The 18,706-nt window shown below is 56.9% G+C and carries 20 protein-coding genes; 5 read left to right on the forward strand and 15 right to left on the reverse strand.

Annotation, left to right across the window (positions count from 1 at the left end):
• Positions 1 to 54 precede the first annotated feature (54 nt).
• On the forward strand, positions 55 to 489 hold the full coding sequence (locus NDY25_RS12680; RefSeq protein ID WP_039513244.1) for a winged helix-turn-helix transcriptional regulator: 435 nt from the start codon (positions 55 to 57) through the stop codon (positions 487 to 489).
• Positions 490 to 723: 234 nt separating this feature from the next.
• On the opposite strand, the gene xopB is transcribed toward NDY25_RS12680, so the two are convergent.
• The 9 genes from xopB to NDY25_RS12725 all read right to left on the reverse strand — a co-directional run bounded on the left by xopB (position 724) and on the right by NDY25_RS12725 (position 7,947).
• Entirely contained in the window at positions 724 to 2,301 is a 1,578-nt protein-coding gene (xopB, locus tag NDY25_RS12685) for a XopB/HopD1 family type III secretion system effector (protein ID WP_168959765.1), read from the reverse strand.
• 1,098 nt (positions 2,302 to 3,399) lie between these two features.
• Positions 3,400 to 3,705, reverse strand: a complete 306-nt coding sequence (locus NDY25_RS12690; RefSeq protein ID WP_168959766.1) for a hypothetical protein — start codon at positions 3,703 to 3,705, stop codon at positions 3,400 to 3,402.
• Positions 3,702 to 4,145, reverse strand: a complete 444-nt coding sequence (locus NDY25_RS12695) for a YfeK family protein (protein ID WP_256627479.1) — start codon at positions 4,143 to 4,145, stop codon at positions 3,702 to 3,704. The genes NDY25_RS12690 and NDY25_RS12695 overlap by 4 nt, the downstream gene beginning before the upstream one ends.
• A gap of 99 nt (positions 4,146 to 4,244) precedes the next feature.
• On the reverse strand, positions 4,245 to 5,036 hold the full coding sequence (locus tag NDY25_RS12700) for a hypothetical protein (protein WP_168959768.1): 792 nt from the start codon (positions 5,034 to 5,036) through the stop codon (positions 4,245 to 4,247).
• Between the two features lie 400 nt (positions 5,037 to 5,436).
• Complete coding sequence (locus NDY25_RS12705) at positions 5,437 to 6,243, reverse strand: IS5 family transposase (protein ID WP_251761629.1); 807 nt, start codon at positions 6,241 to 6,243, stop codon at positions 5,437 to 5,439.
• A gap of 95 nt (positions 6,244 to 6,338) precedes the next feature.
• Positions 6,339 to 6,584, reverse strand: coding sequence for a hypothetical protein (locus NDY25_RS12710; RefSeq protein ID WP_080959955.1), 246 nt, complete (start codon positions 6,582 to 6,584; stop codon positions 6,339 to 6,341).
• Positions 6,571 to 6,774, reverse strand: coding sequence for a hypothetical protein (locus tag NDY25_RS12715; RefSeq protein ID WP_168960108.1), 204 nt, complete (start codon positions 6,772 to 6,774; stop codon positions 6,571 to 6,573). Before NDY25_RS12715 ends, NDY25_RS12710 begins: the two co-directional genes overlap by 14 nt.
• 472 nt (positions 6,775 to 7,246) lie before the next feature.
• On the reverse strand, positions 7,247 to 7,495 hold the full coding sequence (locus NDY25_RS12720; protein ID WP_046933126.1) for a hypothetical protein: 249 nt from the start codon (positions 7,493 to 7,495) through the stop codon (positions 7,247 to 7,249).
• A gap of 101 nt (positions 7,496 to 7,596) precedes the next feature.
• On the reverse strand, positions 7,597 to 7,947 hold the full coding sequence (locus NDY25_RS12725) for a SymE family type I addiction module toxin (protein WP_046933725.1): 351 nt from the start codon (positions 7,945 to 7,947) through the stop codon (positions 7,597 to 7,599).
• Positions 7,948 to 8,463: 516 nt separating this feature from the next.
• On the opposite strand from NDY25_RS12725, the gene NDY25_RS12730 reads away from it, so the two are divergent.
• The 3 genes from NDY25_RS12730 to NDY25_RS12740 all read left to right on the forward strand — a co-directional run bounded on the left by NDY25_RS12730 (position 8,464) and on the right by NDY25_RS12740 (position 12,305).
• Positions 8,464 to 9,129: a hypothetical protein gene (locus tag NDY25_RS12730; RefSeq protein WP_256627480.1), complete on the forward strand. Its 666-nt coding sequence runs from the start codon at positions 8,464 to 8,466 to the stop codon at positions 9,127 to 9,129.
• A gap of 19 nt (positions 9,130 to 9,148) precedes the next feature.
• On the forward strand, positions 9,149 to 10,600 hold the full coding sequence (locus tag NDY25_RS12735) for an XVIPCD domain-containing protein (protein WP_168960106.1): 1,452 nt from the start codon (positions 9,149 to 9,151) through the stop codon (positions 10,598 to 10,600).
• A 742-nt stretch (positions 10,601 to 11,342) separates the two neighbouring features.
• Positions 11,343 to 12,305 carry an IS1595 family transposase gene (locus NDY25_RS12740; protein WP_006448937.1) on the forward strand — a complete coding sequence of 321 codons (963 nt, stop codon included), beginning with the start codon at positions 11,343 to 11,345 and terminating at the stop codon, positions 12,303 to 12,305.
• Between the two features lie 275 nt (positions 12,306 to 12,580).
• Here the strand turns inward: NDY25_RS12740 and NDY25_RS12745 are convergent, their stop codons facing one another.
• From NDY25_RS12745 to NDY25_RS12770, 6 genes are all read right to left on the reverse strand, one after another.
• Positions 12,581 to 12,919 (reverse strand): nucleotidyltransferase family protein, encoded by a 339-nt coding sequence (locus NDY25_RS12745; RefSeq protein WP_168960121.1) that lies wholly within the window; start codon positions 12,917 to 12,919, stop codon positions 12,581 to 12,583.
• A gap of 116 nt (positions 12,920 to 13,035) precedes the next feature.
• A complete protein-coding gene (locus tag NDY25_RS12750) occupies positions 13,036 to 13,545 on the reverse strand; it encodes a hypothetical protein (protein ID WP_168960122.1) in 510 nt (169 codons plus the stop codon).
• A gap of 70 nt (positions 13,546 to 13,615) precedes the next feature.
• Entirely contained in the window at positions 13,616 to 13,870 is a 255-nt protein-coding gene (locus tag NDY25_RS12755) for a hypothetical protein (RefSeq protein ID WP_218974173.1), read from the reverse strand.
• 330 nt (positions 13,871 to 14,200) lie between these two features.
• Positions 14,201 to 14,698 carry a hypothetical protein gene (locus tag NDY25_RS12760; protein ID WP_233366677.1) on the reverse strand — a complete coding sequence of 166 codons (498 nt, stop codon included), beginning with the start codon at positions 14,696 to 14,698 and terminating at the stop codon, positions 14,201 to 14,203.
• A gap of 25 nt (positions 14,699 to 14,723) precedes the next feature.
• Positions 14,724 to 15,686, reverse strand: coding sequence for an IS1595 family transposase (locus NDY25_RS12765; protein ID WP_006448937.1), 963 nt, complete (start codon positions 15,684 to 15,686; stop codon positions 14,724 to 14,726).
• 995 nt (positions 15,687 to 16,681) lie between these two features.
• Complete coding sequence (locus NDY25_RS12770; RefSeq protein WP_168960131.1) at positions 16,682 to 17,341, reverse strand: DUF4145 domain-containing protein; 660 nt, start codon at positions 17,339 to 17,341, stop codon at positions 16,682 to 16,684.
• Positions 17,342 to 17,537: 196 nt separating this feature from the next.
• On the opposite strand from NDY25_RS12770, the gene NDY25_RS12775 reads away from it, so the two are divergent.
• A complete protein-coding gene (locus tag NDY25_RS12775; RefSeq protein WP_256627476.1) occupies positions 17,538 to 18,518 on the forward strand; it encodes an IS5 family transposase in 981 nt (326 codons plus the stop codon).
• Positions 18,519 to 18,706 lie beyond the last annotated feature (188 nt).

Here is an 18,706-nt window from a genome sequence, read left to right on the forward strand (position 1 = left end):
CGATCCTCCACAAGGAGGCAGTTTTCTTCCCCCTGGTTACCGTGAGATACCCCCGTGAACGCGATTGCTCTGTTTCCACCGCCGCCGTCCCTGCAAGGCATGCCCTTCGACGCCACCAAGTGCCCGGTGCGCGATGTGCTCGATCAGATCGGCGACAAATGGACCATGCTGATCCTGCTGACGTTGATCCCCGGGCCCTCCCGCTTCAGCGCCATCCAGCGTGCCGTGCCGGACATCTCCAAGCGGATGCTGACCCAGACCCTGCGCAACCTCGAGCGCAACGGCATGATCACCCGCAAGGTCTACGCCACCAAGCCGCCCAGCGTGGAATATGCCTTGTCCAAGCTTGGCGTGGCGCTGCTCGGCCCGATCTCGCAGTTGCTCAACTGGGCAGGCGAGAACCATGCGGCCATTCGCTCCGCACGCGAACGCTTCGATCATGCGCAGCAGCCGGCGGTCGCGCTGGATGCCGACGAAGCGATGGCGTAAGCGCTGTCAACCCAAGTTGGGCCGAGTTGCAAACAACTTGGTAGCACGCCTTGAGATGCCTAGCACAACCATTTGCAGTTGTTGTGCTAGGTACTCTACCGCTCTTGTTGGATTAGGCAGCAGGCAACGGCGCTGACTTCGCCAGCGCCGTGCATCCCTCGAAGCTGCGGAGCAAGGTCTCCCAATGACCCTCCAACCACTGATCGCAACCCTGGCTATCCCGTGGATTACGGCTCAGGGTGCGGGTTGGTGCGATGTATCAGACACAGCCAGGTCCTGATACGGAATACGTTCGGCCAAAGGAGTTTCGCCATATCCAAGTTTACGGGCCAGGGCGGGAAGGGCCTCGAAGCTTGCATTCATGCCTTTGACAATCGCGGTTCCTACATGACGAAGGAACTCGCTCCTGGGAGCCAAAATCTGATGCAACTCTTCTGCGGTAATTTCCCGTGCCCCGCTTTCCATGTGCTCGCTTGCTCGCGTCAGAATGGTTTGCACAACGCGCGCGTGCTTGGCATTGTCGGATTCGAATAGCCCAGGAACATGCACGCGTCCGCCAAGCGCCAGCGCGTTCAGAGCGATGGCTTCGATCGGATTGAAGACGGCGCTCCGGAAGATACGTAGCACCTTTTCCGAGAGCAATCCTGTGGCTTTGTCGCTGGCGATCAGCGGGATCATCCCGACAATGGATGCCAGCCCCATAGACTTGACAGCGGTGCTCTCGCCGGGAGCAATATCGAGCGCATGGCGCGTCATCTGCTCAATGGCCTCCTCCGGGCCCATGTTCTCGCCGGGATGCGCCATCACGCCATCCTTGATGCTCTGGAACAATCCAGCACGCATCAACTCTTCGCTTTCCTTGACTTCGGGTGGAATACCCGAAGCAGCGCCAAAAATGGCAGCTTCGGTTGTCGTCGTATTGGCCGCAAGATCACCTAATCCTGATTTAAAGCCTGCGTACTGCAAGACGTTATTGGGGAATGACACAACTGAAGAGATGGCACCGGCTTTCATCGCCTTGGGGAGCAAGTCGCGCATGGACCAGTCCTCACCTTTCATCCCCTTGATGATTGCAAGCACACACATGGTGTCCATGGTCTCGATTATCAAAGGCGGCACTGAATCGATCCCGGCCAATTGCAGAGCATACTGACTGGGCGAGAAATTTTTGCCGAAGATGGCTTTTTTCAATAGTTCAGAAGCGCCGAGTTCCCATGCTGAGCCGAGTATGCTGCTGACGCCGATGCTACCAGCCAGGCCGCCGAGCTGGAATTCTTTCTTGGTCGCTACATGTAGCAATTCCTGTGCACCCAGACGAACCTGGAGGTCCTCGTCCCCTTTGAGTTTCTGGTTGATGAACGTCGACAGGACATCGTCATTGGACATGACATTGGGGGCGCACGAGGCGAGGAACGCTTTCGCGCTGATCTGGCTGCCGTCTGCCATCTCGATCAACGCGTTTGAACCAAATGCTGCGGAGCCCCGCTCAATCGCCTTAAGCAATAAGGGGATATGAATGTCAGCATCGATTTGCTCAGCTGTCCGCTCTGACGAGTCGGCGGCGGGCATCAATTGCGCCGTCTCAACCGTGAATGCGTCCTTGAACTCCTCAAGCGCTTTCTCCGGGTCTCGACGCGACACCATCTCTAGTCGGACCCCCTCAATGCTCGCGGCCTGTGACGGGAATGGCTGGTCAGCCTGCGCGAAAGATAACAACGCGTGCACGACCGGGTTGTCAGAAACAAGTCGGCCCGACTCCCTGCGCACCGAGCCGACATGCCCGGGTTTTTGAAAAGCCGCTAACGAGGTCATTAGTGGGGTTTCCAATCCATTGTTATCAGTGCGGCCGGATCCTTGCCCGGCAGCCTCTGGGCTAGCTGGCCGGAGGCTTACACCGCGCCGCTGCGGGGGCCTGGTGGTTGGCAGCCTGCTGTCTTCGGACTGACGGTAGACGCTATGGTTAAGCTGCGCGTCAGGTGCCAAACCGGAGTTATTATCCGTGCCAGATTCAGGTTGGCGTATGTGATCGAGTGACGACAAGGAATGGGATCGTGCAAGCACTGCCTTCATATTGTTCACCTTATGGAAAATTCATCAGGTTTGGGTAACGCAAATACAGCTTGTGGCGAGACCTTCCCAGCCCAGATGGAGAAAGCCATTCCGTAACACCAGATGTTTGGCATGGACCTTCTTTTTTTACTGGAAGAGCCGCGTTGATGCGCTGTTTCATGATTAAAAATGAGGCGGGATCTTGGCCAATGAGCGCTATGCTTGGCCGCGGGTCAGAATTTAATTGACCGTCCAACCACCTCCGGTTAACAAATGCGGTAAATCGTCTAGCCTATATGGAGATCTCCAACATAATAAATGTGACATCGATCTAATGCCGGCATATTCTGACTGGTCAGCGGAGCTGGATGGCGCGACTACGCGGCGCAGGTGCAGCGCCTCGGGAAGAGTAACCTCGGACGCAGGGCGCGGAGCATCTGGAATGCTTTTTTCTTAGAGGCAAGCAGGATATGGCGTTTTATTCGAAGTTTGATCTATAGGTGTAGCGCCGCCAACGGTCTAGATGAGCGCTTATTATGAGGCGGCTACACCGCACTTTAACGGACAGGTGCGAAATGAATTAGCAGGTTGCGAAATTACTTGCGCAGCCGTGCGCCGCCGCCTTATCGCATCTCCAGTCTTCCTCGGAGACGTAAACCTCAATGTCACCGAGTCCTCTCGAGCCCGAATAGTCGCTTGAAACATGAAAGTGCTGGTCTGGGTCATCGCCGAGTCGTGCGAAAAGGCCAATCATTCGATCAATCTCCGCGGCAGATAGCCCGAGAGTGACTCCATACCAACCGTTCTTCCAGTTTTCCATCTCGCCGCGCATCAATCCTGTTCCGGTCCCTAACTTGTGAATTAAGCCCACTTGTGAAGCGGGTTCGGCTTGAGCCAATTGTCAGGCGGATTGCGCCCAGAAATCCAGATCCAACCTGCTGCTGCACCAAGAAGCGAACCCAGTAGTCCGCCGGTCACCCAGCGTTCGCCGAAAAAGTGTGCCACTGCAGCACCTGCGACGAAGCCGGCAAGGCTTAAGCCTGCGACTTTACGCTGCTCAATCAGCCATTGTGCCTCTTTGGCACGCTTGAGCCGCAAGGCCTCCTGCTCCGCAGGATCCCGCATGAGTATCGCTTGAGCAACTGCATCAGCCTGAAAGAGTTTCATATCTGCCAGTGATTGAGGGTGAGCGGATCAAACCGCAGTGTGGGAATGTGTGGTTTTGTAGAAGTCGTGCTGCTACCCGAAGATCGTCTGCGCAACTCGCGCAGTTTGCCAGTAAACCAAGACTGGCTCGACACCGGCGCATTACCACCGCAACGCACCTGGTACGGCTTGCCCGACATGCTGCTCTTGGTGGCGGCAAGTTCGATAAAGGATTCTGTGGAGGTCACCAGCCCCTTCTTCTGCAAGTAGTCGTACTTGCGCTGCAGGTGTTCGCTGGCTTTCGGCGCCGCGTACCACGACCCATTGCGGGAAAATTCGCAGTTGGATTGCGCAAGGACTTTGAAAAGCTGACCAACCTCACGCGTCGTAGCCGGCGAAACACCTTGCGCCGATGCAGAGGCGCTCAGCAGGAGTGCAATCAGAAAAAATTTAGCGTTCATCAGCCGAATCTTAGCGCAACAGGTCGCCATCTCAGCAGGCACGCTGATCGGTCGAAGTGACAGTGGCCGACCTTCCTTTCAAAGCTCGGTCCACTGACGCTAAACAGGCTCAGGGACGTAGCTCAACAGCGTCGAGCCCTCAAAGTAATTCCCGTAATACTCGCCCTTCCGTAAACCTGGATTCGCCTCAAAATCGATATAGGGCTTGGCGCAATGCGGGCAGCGGAAGGGATTGAGGTAGGCGTAGCGGGACCCATCCGGTGCCAATGGCAGTGCGTCTTCCAGCGCAGCAAGCGCTTCGGCATCGGGCTCGGACAGCGCTGCAGGGCTGCCCGGCAGATGGCTATCGACCGTGATGGTGTAACTGCCAGATCCCGAGTAGAAGTATCCCGCGTTGCTAAAACCCGCGTGATAGGAGCGGATCAGGAACGAACGTTTGCAGTGGTCGCATTCACAAGAAAGCAGCACGTTGCCACCGGTGACTAATCCGCTGAAGTGCAGGCCCCTGGCAAAAAGTCCCTTGCCTGCAAGTGCGGAACTGCCGACGCTGGCGCCCGGCAGAAAGAACGGCTGAAACCTGATCCCGGATGCTTGGCCATTCGCAAACGCGTCTGGATCGAGCTGCTCGGTCTGCGAAATGACACAGTCTGCCTGGCATCCGAGGTTGGGATGCACACGAACAGAAAAGTGGAACCACCCCGTCGCAGCACCAAGTTCATGCCGATGCACCTCTCCCGCCGAGTCGACAAATTCGAGGATGCTATTGGCCTTCAACCATGCGCAAGGCTTGATCTCGCACGGGACATCGCTCTGGCTAACGCGACACAACTCTCGCCCATCGGCTCGAACGATCAGTAACGGAGCGGCTTTCTTCTTGAAGATGGAGAACATGCTTTCCTTGGCGGGGTAATGCGTGAGTGGCAGATTGCAGCGTTGAGCGATTGGATACATTTTAAGGCTTTAGCTTCGCTTGCGGCGAGCCAAGGACCATCCCCATGAAAAGAGCAAGCAGACGCCAAAGAGCGTAAACAAAAAGCTGGCAAGCCCGGCCCAGGATGTGCCGAACAGCCAAAGGCCAGAATGACACGCGACCGGATCTCTTGCGATGGAGCCAGAAGTGGCGCAGGGCGAGAAAGTTCTGGTGTGATGCCACCAAGTGAGCGTGAATGACACACCGAAGAAGACGAGCAGTACAGCGAATAGCAGAAGAGCGCGATCCGCCACTGATGTCTTTGATGATTTCGGATAGGTGCGCATGTGCAAAGCGGCCTAATACTTTAATTAGAGCGTGTTATGAACCTTGAAAGAGCGTAGCTGCATTTCCAAGCATCAGAATCGTGAAGACAACAAAGTGCAAACCGGCCAAGGTTTCCGGCAATCGCTCATAGTCGCGTGCCAGCCGCCTGAAACGATTGACCCATCCGAAGCTGCGCTCGACGACCCATCGGCGTGGAAGCAAAACGAAGCCTTTCTTCGCTTCTTGCAGCTTGATGACGTGCAACTCGATGCCTTCTTCCTTGGCCGCCTGCGCCGGTTCTTCGCCGGTATAGCCTTGATCCACAAACGCGATCTTGACCGTTTCACCGGTCACGTGTTGTACCTCTTGAGCCAACGATCGGACTTGCGCGCGCTCTTGCTCATTGGCTGGCGTGACCTGGACGGCGAGTAGGTGTCCCAGCGTATCGACCGCCATGTGCACCTTGCTCCCTTTCTTGCGTTTGTAGCCATCGTATCCGGCGCGCGGTCCGCTTTCACAGGTGGACTGCAGCGTCCGGCCATCGAAAATGACCGCGCTCGGCTGGCCTTTCTTCCCGTGCGCCACACGCAGGAGTGAGCGCAAATCGCTGACCATGGCCTCAAAGCAGCCAGCCTGTAGCCAACGTTGCGTTTGCTGATACACCGCCTCCCAAGGCGGGAAATCGTTGGGAAGCAATCGCCACGGTGCGCCGGCGCGTGCGATCCAGCGCAGTGCATTGAACATCGCGCGTAGCGCGTACTTGCGCTGCGGTGCCTGCGCATCCATCAGTGTCAGATACGGCGCAGCAAAGGCCCATTCTTCGTCGGAAATATCGGTCGGATATGGCTTACGAGGCTTCATCCATATACGTTAGCGTGACAAGGCTAAAGTTCATAACACGCTCTAAGCCGATTCGCGAGGCAGGTTCGGCTTGAATGAATTGTTAGGCGGCACCCCTACTTGCCCCAGCGCCAGCTCGGTGGCTCACCCTTGATCCAACACACGGCAACAAGGAGCAGAACGACGGTCCACGTGTAGATTTGGAAAGCGAGCGGGCGACCGACTGGTGAAAAGATGAAGGCGCCGGCAGCAATGAAGGCGGCTGCAAGGCCATAGGCAAGCCATCCTTGCCAAGCAGTGGGAAGACCCCAACCCCATCCATAAGTCTTGGCAGGAAACCAATAGTCCTTATTTTTTGCCATGAAAATCTCCTGTGCTGCCTAACACTTTAATTAAACCGCGCGGCGAAGCGGGTTCGGCTTGAATGGATTGCCAGGCCTCGCCACTAGTCACTGCTCCCGGCACCGCCAGCGTCACCACCGTCGCAACTAAAGAATCCAATGTCTTGGCCGTCCAATGCGCCACCATCGGATGACGGATAGAGCGGGTCAATTGTACTGGACGATGTGGAGCCAAATGTCTGAGAAGAGGCAAACGCCGCACAAACGACCGCGCCAATGACTGGAACAAGCCAGATGAGGGCAAGTTGCAGTAAGCGTTGTGATGGCGAGAGCACCGAAACGCGAAGTACTGCAACCGATGCAACGATATTGCCAAGAGCAAGCACCGCACCCAAAAGAAGTATCAACTCCATCGAAACCTCCAAGCCGCCTGGCTATCATTGGGCCGCCTGAGCGCGGTGTAACACGATCCTCGCCGAGGCGTTGACGGCCGTCAATCGCTGCAAGCCTGTGAATCGCACGGCCTGCGCAACAGTGCGGCTGCCCATGGCCATGTGCCATGCCGCATCTTTGCAGGGACATCGCGTTACGTTCGACGACGTGCAGCGTAACGAGGCAAGCCACTGAGATTTCAAGATGCCGTCATGCGAAAGCAAGTGACCCATCAGTAGGTCCAAACCAACCTAACCGCCATCTTCGGCGTGCAGATACGACCTGCCCGGCCTTTGCTCCACCCGCTGCTCAAGCATCTCGCGCACGGCATGGGCGGCATCGAAGATGGCTTGTCCCAACGTTGGCAGCGTCTGCACCTCCAGGCACTCCGGTTTGCTCATGGCGATGACGTCGCCATGAGCGATGAGGCTGCGTAGCAGGCGGTCGAGCTGGTCGCGTTGGTCCAGCGTGAGATGCAAGACGACGGCGGGGTGGTCCATCTGTGTCCTCCTCTCGCGGGGAGCCATGAGCGCGCACGGTGTATGACATGCGCGCTGCACTCGATGCGCACGGGCGTGCTGCGCGTGCGGGGTACACCGGCTCAGTCGGCGGGTGCCAGGCTGACGACCAGCTCGCCATCGCGTAGGCGGATGTGGAGCTTGCTGCCGATGGCAAAGCCCAGTTGTTCCAGCCAGCGGCCGCGCAGGCGCAGCGTGGGCACGCGTTGGTCGCTGGCGGGGTAATAGCCGTAGCCGACGGTGCAGTGTGTTGGGGCACGCGGGTGGCCGTGGCGTGGGGGGCGGGCTTCGGTGCGGGGTTGGGGGATGGGGGTGCGCTCGACGTAGGGCCGCGGCTTGATCGAGGGGTCGAGCGAGCGCCAGACGATCTCGGTGGGCGGTGGCGCCGTTGCGCGCTTGCGTGCGGATGTGGGACGGGACGTGGATCGACGCATGGCAAAGCCCTCCTTGACGAACAGGCCCCGCCGCCGGGTGGCGACGGGATGTCGGGAGGTTAGAAACCGCGAACAGTCGGCGGGCGTATTTCCCCTAGGGGTGTTGTATTAGCCGCCCTCCCGACGCAGGCATCGCGTCGGTTGCACCCACAAGAATCTGCAGGCACAAAAAACCCACCGGTTTGACGGAGGTGGGTACCGCTGTTCGAGGAGTTTCTACGCTCCTTGCCGAGGAGACTGCTACGCGCTGCGTGACATGTCAACCGGTTGATGCTGGCGCTCTGGATAGCGTTGATAGAAGATCTTCGCGTTGGCGCTTCACTCGGCAAAGTCAGAGCTGGGCATTGGTCAAGAGCGGTTTAGTCAATGCACATTCGCTACACTCCGACAAATGCTCCTCACGCTCTATCCATCAATGTTGCGCCCATCAGTTTCGGGCTCGGTAGCGCAGATGTACCAATTGCACGCGTGACTATGAGCCAGTATTGCAATGTCACGCCGGTCAACAGGAACCCAATGAACAGCAATTTCTCCCGAAGCCTGCTTCCTTTGCTGATGATTGCGATAGCGCTGCCGAGTGCATGCACTCGCACGCCTAGTGAAGCAAGACGGGATGCAGGTACGTCATCTGCTGCCACAGTGCCGCCGCCCCTTCAGAAAAAGGGCAAAAGTACCAACAATGGGGCGGAGGTTGTCTCTGCCAATACCACTCTTCAAGAACTGGAGCGCCGGCTGCTGCGCTTCATCGATAGACTGACAGTGCCAGCGGATCTGGATTACCCACAAATGGAGTCAGCACTTGGGATCAAGCTCGGACCCCCGTCTGATCCGGCATACCCGTGGCGTGAACTGAAAGATGCAGCTCTAGCCGATGGCTATGCACTCTACGCGACACATCGTCCAACGAAAGATGGATTCTCGCGAATAGAGATTGCAGTGACTCTGCCTGACCATAGTGATCCCACGCGCGTGCCTACGTCGACCTGCATCTGGGAAGCAGAAGCACTGTCCAAAGCGCTTGAAGCGATGGGATACACGCGCGGCGGTCAGCGGCCGTTCCAGGGTGGCTGGCTACGCCAGCACTGGCGCGCGATCGATGGCGGGAGTCAGATTTTCTCAGTCTCATTGCTTCTCTATCGAACCAATGAACAAAGCAGTCAAAAGAATGCATTTACAGCGTGAAAATCGATGGAGGCAAGCCATGATTCGAGTTGACACGCGTATCGAGCCTTTGCTCGCCCAGATGGCAAAGGACCCTGCGCTTCCTGCTGGTGCCGAGGCGAGCATCCGGCAGACAATTGCCGAATCACCCTATCTGTCGAACCTGTTAGGTGATGCAATTGAGAAAGGCCGAATTGGCGCTATTGCTGTCTCGCACGGACAGAACAACGGGGGTCACTTCCAGGATGGTAAGCACGGCAAGGCAGGCACGCTCAATATCAGTGAAGCGGCGTTTAAAGACTTCGCAGGATCAGAGCGTATCGACTATCTGACCGAGGTCATGGGCCATGAAACGATGCATGGTGTGTTGGCCCAGCATCGTGCCGACGCCCTTGCCGAGTTCGGAAAAAGCATGGGCAGCCGGATGCAGGAGGCCTACGAAAATCGGGAGTATCAGGTCGATTTGACGGGCCCCACGCGTAGTTACCTGGATTCGACGCGCACAGACGAAGCGCTGTCGGAAATTTCAGGGATGCGTGCCCTACACGATCGACTCAAACATCTCAACCCTCAGATGCCCGACGACGTGGTTGAGCGGGAATTGCTAGACAGGTCTAGCAACCGCTGCGTGGTGCGGCAACCAAACGGCGCCCCGCAATTCGCAGATGGACTGACCTACGATGCACTCACTAAGCACCCCTTTACCCGCAACGATGCGCTGACCAACTCTGTTGAACAATGCTTTTATGACAGCAGCGGCACGCTAGGCCCATATGGCGACTCCGATTACCGGAATTACTATGGCGTCAATCCGATCAGCCACATCGCACAGAACTACGCGCATCTGGCGCATGATCGGCAGCCTCCAGAAATCCGCATTGATCTCAAGTCGTTGGGGCTGGACCCAAGGCAGCTGGAGCGCAACGGGCTGGAGCTGGGGTCTGCGAAGACGTTCAACATCGTTGACCTGGGCAAGGACGGCTATGGCATGGTCCAGCTCAACGACACTGGCGCACGCGGCATCAGCTCTCCTAACCTTGCGCCACCGATTGAGCCCGGCCGCGCATTGACGCCTGCAGAGGCGGGCCACCTGGACCATGCCATGCATCAGCAGATCCAAAGCAAGGTGGAGCAGTTGGACGCCGCGAATGGCCGCACGTTTGACGCCACCAGTGAACGAATGACAGCCAGTCTGCTGACGCTAGCCAAAGACAATGGGCTAACCCGGGTAGACCACGTACTGCTCAGCGAAAAGACCAAGGACTTGCCGGCTGCACACACTCTGATCTTGGTGCAGGGCAAACCGAATGACCCAGCCATGATGCGCGCCCATATGCCGACAGTCGAAGCAGCCCAACGCCCGGTACAGGAAAGCTTTTCGCAACTGGAGTCCCTCAACCAACGCCTGGAACAAGACCGCGCGCGGGAACAGTCGCTAGAGCACCAGCGTTCACAGGAGCAACAGCAGCGCGGGCCCACTCCGTCGCTTTGAGGCGTAGGCCCAACGTGGAGTTGAGGCGCCTGCGCGGCTTTCCGCGCAGGCGCCTCGAACGGAGGGTTAGAACTCAGCGTCTCAATTGGATGGTCGGATGTATCCATCTGCACATAGCTTCTCGCGGATGAAGTTGTAATAGACGTCGGGGCTTTCAGGAGCGACACCGGCCATTTCCTCGACACGCTCATTTCGAAACCAGAAGGAGCCATCCGCGATGTAGCACTGTAGGCGGATTCTCGAATACCCATTGCTTCGCTCTGGTTTTTTACGCAGTTAAGACGGGGCGCTACCGGGATGAAGTAGTAAGCAACGACAAGGGGGATGTTCCTACTCGTCTCAAGTAATACCTTAAATGCCTCTCGGGAATGGAAGTGCGTATCTACTATCTCGATAGCAACCAGCGGGCATCTGTCAGTTAGTTGTATTTCGTCCTTCGATCTTCCAAATATGTCGAAGCGAACGAATTTCCCATATACGAGTCCAAACTGAACTTCCGTGCCCCATTGATACTCGTATTTTAGCTTCAGCAGGCTTTCAAAGCCCTTATCTTTATTCCAGGGTCGCTCGTAGTATCCCATGTCATGCTTTTCGTACTTGGATAAGAAAGCTCGAACCATTCTCTTTTGTTCTTCATGAGCTTCACTTTCTCCTGATTAGCCCTGACCATCAGCCGCCTGTCGCAGGATCTGCGCCGCGCTGGGTGGATGCTGCTGTCACCTGAAGCCAACGAGGTGGCGTGATGAGTATCAATGCCGTGCAGTTCCAAGCGGGATTGTCGATGCCTGAGTTCTTCGCGTCCTACGGCACCGAAGCCAAGTGCTATCGCGCGCTTTACAAGTGGCGCTGGCCGCAAGGCTTTCGTTGCCCTGTTTGTGCCGGACGCGTGCGCTCGCGTTTCAAGCGGGGTGCTGCGATCTACTACCAATGCAGCGCGTGCCGGCATCAGACCAGCCTGATTGCAGGCACGATGTTCGAAGGCACCAAGCTGCCGCTGCGCACCTGGATGCTGGCGTTGCACCTGCTGACCTCGACCAAAACCAACATGGCCGCGCTGGAGTTGATGCGGCATCTGGGCGTCAACTACAAGACGGCCTGGCGGATGAAACACAAGATCATGCAGGTTATGGCCGAGCGCGAATCCATGCGGAAACTGGCGGGTTTCGTGCAGATCGACGATGCCTATCTCGGCGGCGAGCGTAACGGTGGCAAGGCCGGACGCGGATCGGAGAACAAACAAGCGTTCCTGATTGCGGTGCAGACCGATGCCACCTTCACCGCGCCGCGCTTTGTGGTGATCGAGCCGGTGCGCAGCTTCGATAACACCTCGCTGCAGGACTGGATTGCCCGTCGCTTGGCGCCCGAATGCGAGGTCTACACCGATGGGCTGGCCTGCTTCCGCCGGCTAGAAGACGCCGGCCACGCGCACACCACGCTGGACACTGGCGGTGGTCGTGCCGCGACCGAAACGGCCGGTGCACGTTGGCTCAACGTGGTGCTGGGCAATCTCAAGCGCGCCATCAGTGGCGTGTATCACGCCATCGCGCAAGGCAAATACGCAAGGCGTTACCTGGGAGAAGCGGCCTATCGTTTTAATCGTCGATTCCGCTTGCGCGAGATGCTGCCACGACTTGCCACGGCCATGATGCAATCCACACCATGCCCAGAGCCGGTTTTACGTGCAGCGAGCAATTTTCATGGCTGAGAGTCGGGGCTAATCAGGCACTTTCTTTTACTCCAGGCTCTAGGTCAGTACGAATTCGACGCAGTTCAAAGAAATGCGGCGTTTTAGGATGGTTACGTATGCCTAATTCGACGATACCATCCCGTTCATCTCTAAGGTCACGCTCTCGAAGTCCTGCGCGCCTCTCGTCCCTAGCAAGTTCTCGAAAGGAAACCTCTTCCCAATGCTTTTGATCGTTGAGATACCACGCTGTTTCGTACTTTGGCAATGTGGCCTCCTGAGGTCTAACGCCTGAATTAAGCCGCGCCGCGAAGCGGCTTCGGCTTGAACGAATTGTTGGGCCGTTGCCCCGCGGAGCGTCGGTACACGGGGCTAATGCCTGCAGAATTGATGGCCCGATAAACGATTGAGCCGTGGTAGCGGTGATACATCTCCAATTGAACCTTTACTGAGCCGACGCACTGCTGGAGTTGCTTCTCAAGGCGCGTGTGATGATCGAACCAGAATGCAACGATGCCGTACTTGCACGTTGCTTCAGGCACAATATCAATTGCAACATCAAGATCGCTGTCTGGCCTAGCCTTGCCAGTTGCGTAGCTACCAAAAATCCAAGCGCGATGGATCTCGGGGTTCACTGCGGCCCAAGACGAAATAACGTTCGAGTGATCGGATAGTGTCTGCAACGGCCTAATGCCTGAATTAAGCCGACCCGCGAAGCGGGTTCGGCTTGAATGAATTGTTAGATGCCAGCTCAGACGACTGCATCGCCGCGCTGCGCGTAAAAGGTGGTCTCGCTCGGACCCAGCCCCATGAGATTACGAGTGGCCTCAACATTGCCGCCAGTAGCGTTGGCGAAGCAAACGCGCAAGCGAAACAGACACTGTTGCACGCCGAATTTTGTTAACACATCCTCATAGTCCTCTCTGGAAATGGAGAATCCGACACTGCGCTTGCCGTTCGGAGGAAGATGGAACAGACCTTCGACGTTGAATTTGTAGTAAGTGCCTTCAGACTGCCCACCATAGTCAATGAAGATGTTGCGGATCTCTACAGGCTTAATTCCGACGTTCACCAAGTCTGCAGAGTAATGAAAAGCCTCTGGGCCGCTACCGCCTTGGATGCTTTCATTCTCCAACTGCAGGCGAGCCGCGTAGTCATAGGTTTGATTGCTTCGAGTGCGCCAATAGCTCGCTATCGCGATCCCGGTTGAAATCACGGATAGGGACAATGAGGCAAGTGCGATAGCAAGCGTTGAAGTCACGACGAAACCTCACTGGCATCTAACGCATGAATTAAGCCGACCCGCGAAGCGGGTTCGGCTGAATGAATTGTTATGCCCCATCTTTGGATTGTAGGCGGGTAATGTGGTCGAAAGCAGCAAGCTTGGCCTCGACTTGGGACTTGTAGTTGCGACGAGCGTGTAACACCGTTGAGTTATCCAATGCTGCCAAGGTGCAGGCCCAGCCATCACCGCGCGGGTAAACGGTAATGCGGAATCCATCCGAAGTGATATGTGGATTGCCTTTTGCCGACACTTTCCAAGCACGTGCGGCCCAACGCTTGCGCTTTGCTGCACGGCTTTTCATAGAGGCTTCACGGGCTCGTGAGGCTGCTACATCGCCCTCCATGTGACCGGCGCATACACACCCAACCTCAAGAACTTCCGGGTAATCTGGGTGCTCCATGTGATGGACGTAGCGAATAGTCTGAGACTCGCACATCTGGCACTCGATGAGCGGTTCTCCAAGATCCTCAATATCTACGCATGTCCAGCCGCGATGCGGTACTCCGGCTACAGACCACTTGCCGCGCCTGTGTGCGACTAGCTCTTCTTCTGTGAGTGGCTGAGATGTCGCCATGGGGCATAACGCCTGAATTAAGCCGACCCGCGAAGCGGGTTCGGCTTGAATGAATTGTTAGGGCGCACCGCCGCCAAAGCGACGTTGCCGCTGAGGATCATTGCCGTAACCCGGCAAGAATTCCTGCTTGATTTGTGCTGATATCTCGGATGAGAACCGAAGTAGTAAAGAAATGAACTCCAGTGCCTCGATGTAGTTGAGACGCTCCATGAACAAGCGGTTGATCTGTGACTGCAGTGAGATGAGCTTGTTGTATGTGTCCTCTCCAATACTCACCTCGTGCTCGTGCATAGATTTGACAAGTCGGTAGGTGGCCTTAAGCAGATCGCGTGACTGACTGGCGATTTGTTCGTGGGCTTTGGCGAAGTCATTGAAGTCACGTGGCGAAAGAACTAGCTGCAACTGCCCGAGCAGAAACGGGCCATTGAGAGGTTGGTCGTTAACTTGTGCGGCGTTTGGAAGCAACGGCACGTTGTCCCACAGAATACCCCTGACACTCTCATAGTCGACTTGGATGTTGTTCACAGCAGCCTCGACATTGACTGCAAGTTCCAACAGTTCTCCTGATTAGCCCCGACTCTCAGCCATGAAAATTGCTCGCTGCACGTAAAACCGGCTCTGGGCATGGTGTGGATTGCATCATGGCCGTGGCAAGTCGTGGCAGCATCTCGCGCAAGCGGAATCGACGATTAAAACGATAGGCCGCTTCTCCCAGGTAACGCCTTGCGTATTTGCCTTGCGCGATGGCGTGATACACGCCACTGATGGCGCGCTTGAGATTGCCCAGCACCACGTTGAGCCAACGTGCACCGGCCGTTTCGGTCGCGGCACGACCACCGCCAGTGTCCAGCGTGGTGTGCGCGTGGCCGGCGTCTTCTAGCCGGCGGAAGCAGGCCAGCCCATCGGTGTAGACCTCGCATTCGGGCGCCAAGCGACGGGCAATCCAGTCCTGCAGCGAGGTGTTATCGAAGCTGCGCACCGGCTCGATCACCACAAAGCGCGGCGCGGTGAAGGTGGCATCGGTCTGCACCGCAATCAGGAACGCTTGTTTGTTCTCCGATCCGCGTCCGGCCTTGCCACCGTTACGCTCGCCGCCGAGATAGGCATCGTCGATCTGCACGAAACCCGCCAGTTTCCGCATGGATTCGCGCTCGGCCATAACCTGCATGATCTTGTGTTTCATCCGCCAGGCCGTCTTGTAGTTGACGCCCAGATGCCGCATCAACTCCAGCGCGGCCATGTTGGTTTTGGTCGAGGTCAGCAGGTGCAACGCCAGCATCCAGGTGCGCAGCGGCAGCTTGGTGCCTTCGAACATCGTGCCTGCAATCAGGCTGGTCTGATGCCGGCACGCGCTGCATTGGTAGTAGATCGCAGCACCCCGCTTGAAACGCGAGCGCACGCGTCCGGCACAAACAGGGCAACGAAAGCCTTGCGGCCAGCGCCACTTGTAAAGCGCGCGATAGCACTTGGCTTCGGTGCCGTAGGACGCGAAGAACTCAGGCATCGACAATCCCGCTTGGAACTGCACGGCATTGATACTCATCACGCCACCTCGTTGGCTTCAGGTGACAGCAGCATCCACCCAGCGCGGCGCAGATCCTGCGACAGGCGGCTGATGGTCAGGGCTAATCAGGACAGTTCTTGTGTGGCCTTCCGACGACGCCTCTCATCGTCCCTCTGTGCGGTTTCGCCCGCCACGGTAGTAATCTGCGATTGTCGCAAGTGTTCCAATAGCGCCGAAGATCGAAAGCGCAAGTGTGAATGGATCTGGATCGATCTTCTTAGTGGTCTCATTTCGCATGGTCATCTCCGTGCGCCCTTACGCTTGAATTAAGCCGAGTTGCGAAGCAACTTCGGCTTGAATGAGTTGTTAGGCAGTGAGTGGCCGCGAAGGTTGGATGGTGCAACCATGCTCCCCAGCACTGCCGCCCTGACCGAGTGTGCCACAGCTTGCGGGAGGGAACTTGCCCAGCGATGCAGCGGCGCGCGATGCCACCGAAGTCAAGCGCAATGAGCGCAGCGCGGCGATGACGGACAAGGGCGAAGCACCGAACTTACCGCAACCCACAAGGGTGATAACTGCTGCCCGGAGCCGACCGCATGCATGCCAGCCAACTCACCGAAGCTGCACCCATCACTGCATTTGCTCCACCACCGCCTAACGCTTGAGTTAAGCCGTGCCGCGAAGCGGCATCGGTTTGAAAGAATTGTTAGGGCTCATCCCGCCACCGCGCGGCCGCGCTTGGTGATGCCCCCGACGACTACCGTATCGTAATAGTCGTTACCGCTGTTCGACTCTCGGTGGGGCAGAACATCAGTAACTTATCCAAGCTCCTCTGCTTTGAGTATCAATGCCGCAATGAGTTGAAACGCATGGAGCTCCGGCTCTGAACTTCCGGACGGGTCGAAGCTGGTCTGACCAGCGAAGATCTTCTGTAGAAGCTGCTGCATATTCATGATGTGAGCCCTAACGCTGGAATTGAGCGGCGGCGCAGCTGTCCTCCTTGAATGAGGCGTTAGAGCGAATTTTACGACGTTTCACGAAAGTGCCTCTTGGGCGAACCTTTCGATTTCGGCAATCATCGACTCAACATCAGCAAGCCCAAACTCATTTGAGTTTCCGTGCGCCGCACTGTTTCTGATGGCTGCCAGTGCCGTGACCCTTTTTTGAACTAGTACGTTATATTCACCAGCCTTCACAAGGTCTGCGTTCATTTTATCTAGCTTACCCGTTGCTATTGCATGCCGTTCGCAAAGTGTTCTGAGCGTTGTTTCAAGGATGACGCCAGCAACAACTGCAGCGGCAGCAACGTACCCGGAGCGCAAAAGCTCTCTTGACTGATCGAGCTCGGAATCTGCAATTTCCGCTTGGACAAGATTTCGAACTTTGCCGAGATAGCCACCTTCAAAGTCTTCCTGCGCCGCCATAAATACGGCTTTGACGCGCTTAAAAACGCCGTAGCTACTTCCCCAATTTTTCGGCTTCTCTGCTTCCGCGAATGAAGTGTAGTGCTCGGAGTCTTTGCCGCAGGCACTTGAGATGAGGTTCCTCGCTTTGACGCACCAATTTAGAAGAAGCTCGTCATCGACTATTTCGTGCGAGCCCGTCATTTCACTGTGCTTGACTTGCCGCGAAGCCCCAACGGCTTCAAGTTGGACGGTGAGTTCACTGAATCGCTTTTTCAGAACCCTGACCACGCGATGATGCTCCTTATGAGGCCTAACGCATGAATTGAGCCGCGCCGCAGAGCGGTGTCGGCTTGAATGAATTGTTAGGCGGCGTCCACTACAATCTTGATTGCAAAGCAAGATTCATCTGGAAAACACCTAAGGAACCTCTGAACAACGCACCATAGATACGCGACACTACCCGCCTCATGTTGAGGAGTAATCCATGCAACTGACGTTCGGCGACGCTGAAGGCCTGGGCAAGCGCAAGCAGACCCGCCGGGAGATCTTCCTGGCCGAGATGGAGCAGGTCGTTCCGTGGCAGCACTTGCTCGGTCTGATCGCACCGCACTATCCGGTGTCGGGACGCCCTGGTCGACAGCCATACGCACTGGCGACGATGTTGCGGATTCATTTGCTGCAGCAGTGGTATGCGTTGAGCGATCCGGCGATGGAAGAAGCGCTGCACGAGATCCCGATCTTGCGGAGGTTTGCCCAGCTCGGTGGCTTGGACAACGTTCCGGACGAGACCACGATTCTCAACTTTCGGCGCCTGCTGGAGACCCATGGCCTTGCCGCGCGGATGCTGGACGCGGTCAACGCGCATCTGGCACGCAAGGGGCAGAGCCTGCGGTCGGGCACGATCGTCGATGCGACGCTGATCGCTGCACCCAGTTCGACCAAGAACGCCGATCACGCGCGCGACCCTGAAATGCATCAGACCAGGAAGGGCAATCAGTGGTATTTCGGGATGAAGGCGCACATCGGCGTGGATGAATTTTCCGGGCTGGTGCACCACGTCCATTGCACAGCCGCCAATGTCGCCGACGTCACGGTGACGCACGCATTACTGCATGGCAAAGAAGACAGCGTGTTCGGCGACAGCGGCTACACCGGTGCGGACAAACGCGAAGAACTGCAGACCTGCAAGGCTGCATTTTTCATTGCCGCCAAGCGTTCGACGCTGCAAGCCATCGGCAACAAACGCGAGCGTGCTCGGGAACAGCGTTGGGAACACTTCAAGGCCAGCGTGCGCGCGAAGGTGGAGCATCCGTTCCGGGTGATCAAGCGCCAGTTCGGTTACACCAAGGTCCGCTATCGCGGCCTGGCCAAGAACACCGCACACGTGCTGACCTTGTTTGCGCTCTCCAATCTGTGGATGAAGCGAAAGCAGTTACTGCCTGCCATGGGGAGCGTGCGCCTGTAACCCGGGGAATTCCCAAGGAAAGTGCCAGAAATAGCGGAAGATCCGAAGATCCAAACGCGACTCTCCGGACCGACGCGACATCCCGCACTCTCAGGCCTCGTTATTCAGACCTTCCCTAAGGAAGCTCTGAACAACGCACCATAGATACGCGACACTACCCGCCTCATGTTGAGGAGTAATCCATGCAA

Source organism: Xanthomonas hortorum pv. pelargonii (assembly GCF_024499015.1).
In the GTDB taxonomy this organism is placed as follows: domain Bacteria; phylum Pseudomonadota; class Gammaproteobacteria; order Xanthomonadales; family Xanthomonadaceae; genus Xanthomonas; species Xanthomonas hortorum_B.

What these genes read in the sequence shown, in the direction of transcription:
- xopB (WP_168959765.1), bottom strand. Translation starts at nt 2,301, where the DNA reads ATGACCTCGTTAGCGGCTTTTCAAAAACCCGGGCATGTCGGCTCGGTG.
- NDY25_RS12690 (WP_168959766.1), bottom strand. Translation starts at nt 3,705, where the DNA reads ATGAAACTCTTTCAGGCTGATGCAGTTGCTCAAGCGATACTCATGCGG.
- NDY25_RS12695 (WP_256627479.1), bottom strand. Translation starts at nt 4,145, where the DNA reads ATGAACGCTAAATTTTTTCTGATTGCACTCCTGCTGAGCGCCTCTGCA.
- NDY25_RS12700 (WP_168959768.1), bottom strand. Translation starts at nt 5,036, where the DNA reads ATGTTCTCCATCTTCAAGAAGAAAGCCGCTCCGTTACTGATCGTTCGA.
- NDY25_RS12705 (WP_251761629.1), bottom strand. Translation starts at nt 6,243, where the DNA reads ATGAAGCCTCGTAAGCCATATCCGACCGATATTTCCGACGAAGAATGG.
- NDY25_RS12710 (WP_080959955.1), bottom strand. Translation starts at nt 6,584, where the DNA reads ATGGCAAAAAATAAGGACTATTGGTTTCCTGCCAAGACTTATGGATGG.
- NDY25_RS12720 (WP_046933126.1), bottom strand. Translation starts at nt 7,495, where the DNA reads ATGGACCACCCCGCCGTCGTCTTGCATCTCACGCTGGACCAACGCGAC.
- NDY25_RS12725 (WP_046933725.1), bottom strand. Translation starts at nt 7,947, where the DNA reads ATGCGTCGATCCACGTCCCGTCCCACATCCGCACGCAAGCGCGCAACG.
- NDY25_RS12730 (WP_256627480.1), top strand. Translation starts at nt 8,464, where the DNA reads ATGAACAGCAATTTCTCCCGAAGCCTGCTTCCTTTGCTGATGATTGCG.
- NDY25_RS12735 (WP_168960106.1), top strand. Translation starts at nt 9,149, where the DNA reads ATGATTCGAGTTGACACGCGTATCGAGCCTTTGCTCGCCCAGATGGCA.
- NDY25_RS12740 (WP_006448937.1), top strand. Translation starts at nt 11,343, where the DNA reads ATGAGTATCAATGCCGTGCAGTTCCAAGCGGGATTGTCGATGCCTGAG.
- NDY25_RS12755 (WP_218974173.1), bottom strand. Translation starts at nt 13,870, where the DNA reads ATGAAAAGCCGTGCAGCAAAGCGCAAGCGTTGGGCCGCACGTGCTTGG.
- NDY25_RS12765 (WP_006448937.1), bottom strand. Translation starts at nt 15,686, where the DNA reads ATGAGTATCAATGCCGTGCAGTTCCAAGCGGGATTGTCGATGCCTGAG.
- NDY25_RS12775 (WP_256627476.1), top strand. Translation starts at nt 17,538, where the DNA reads ATGCAACTGACGTTCGGCGACGCTGAAGGCCTGGGCAAGCGCAAGCAG.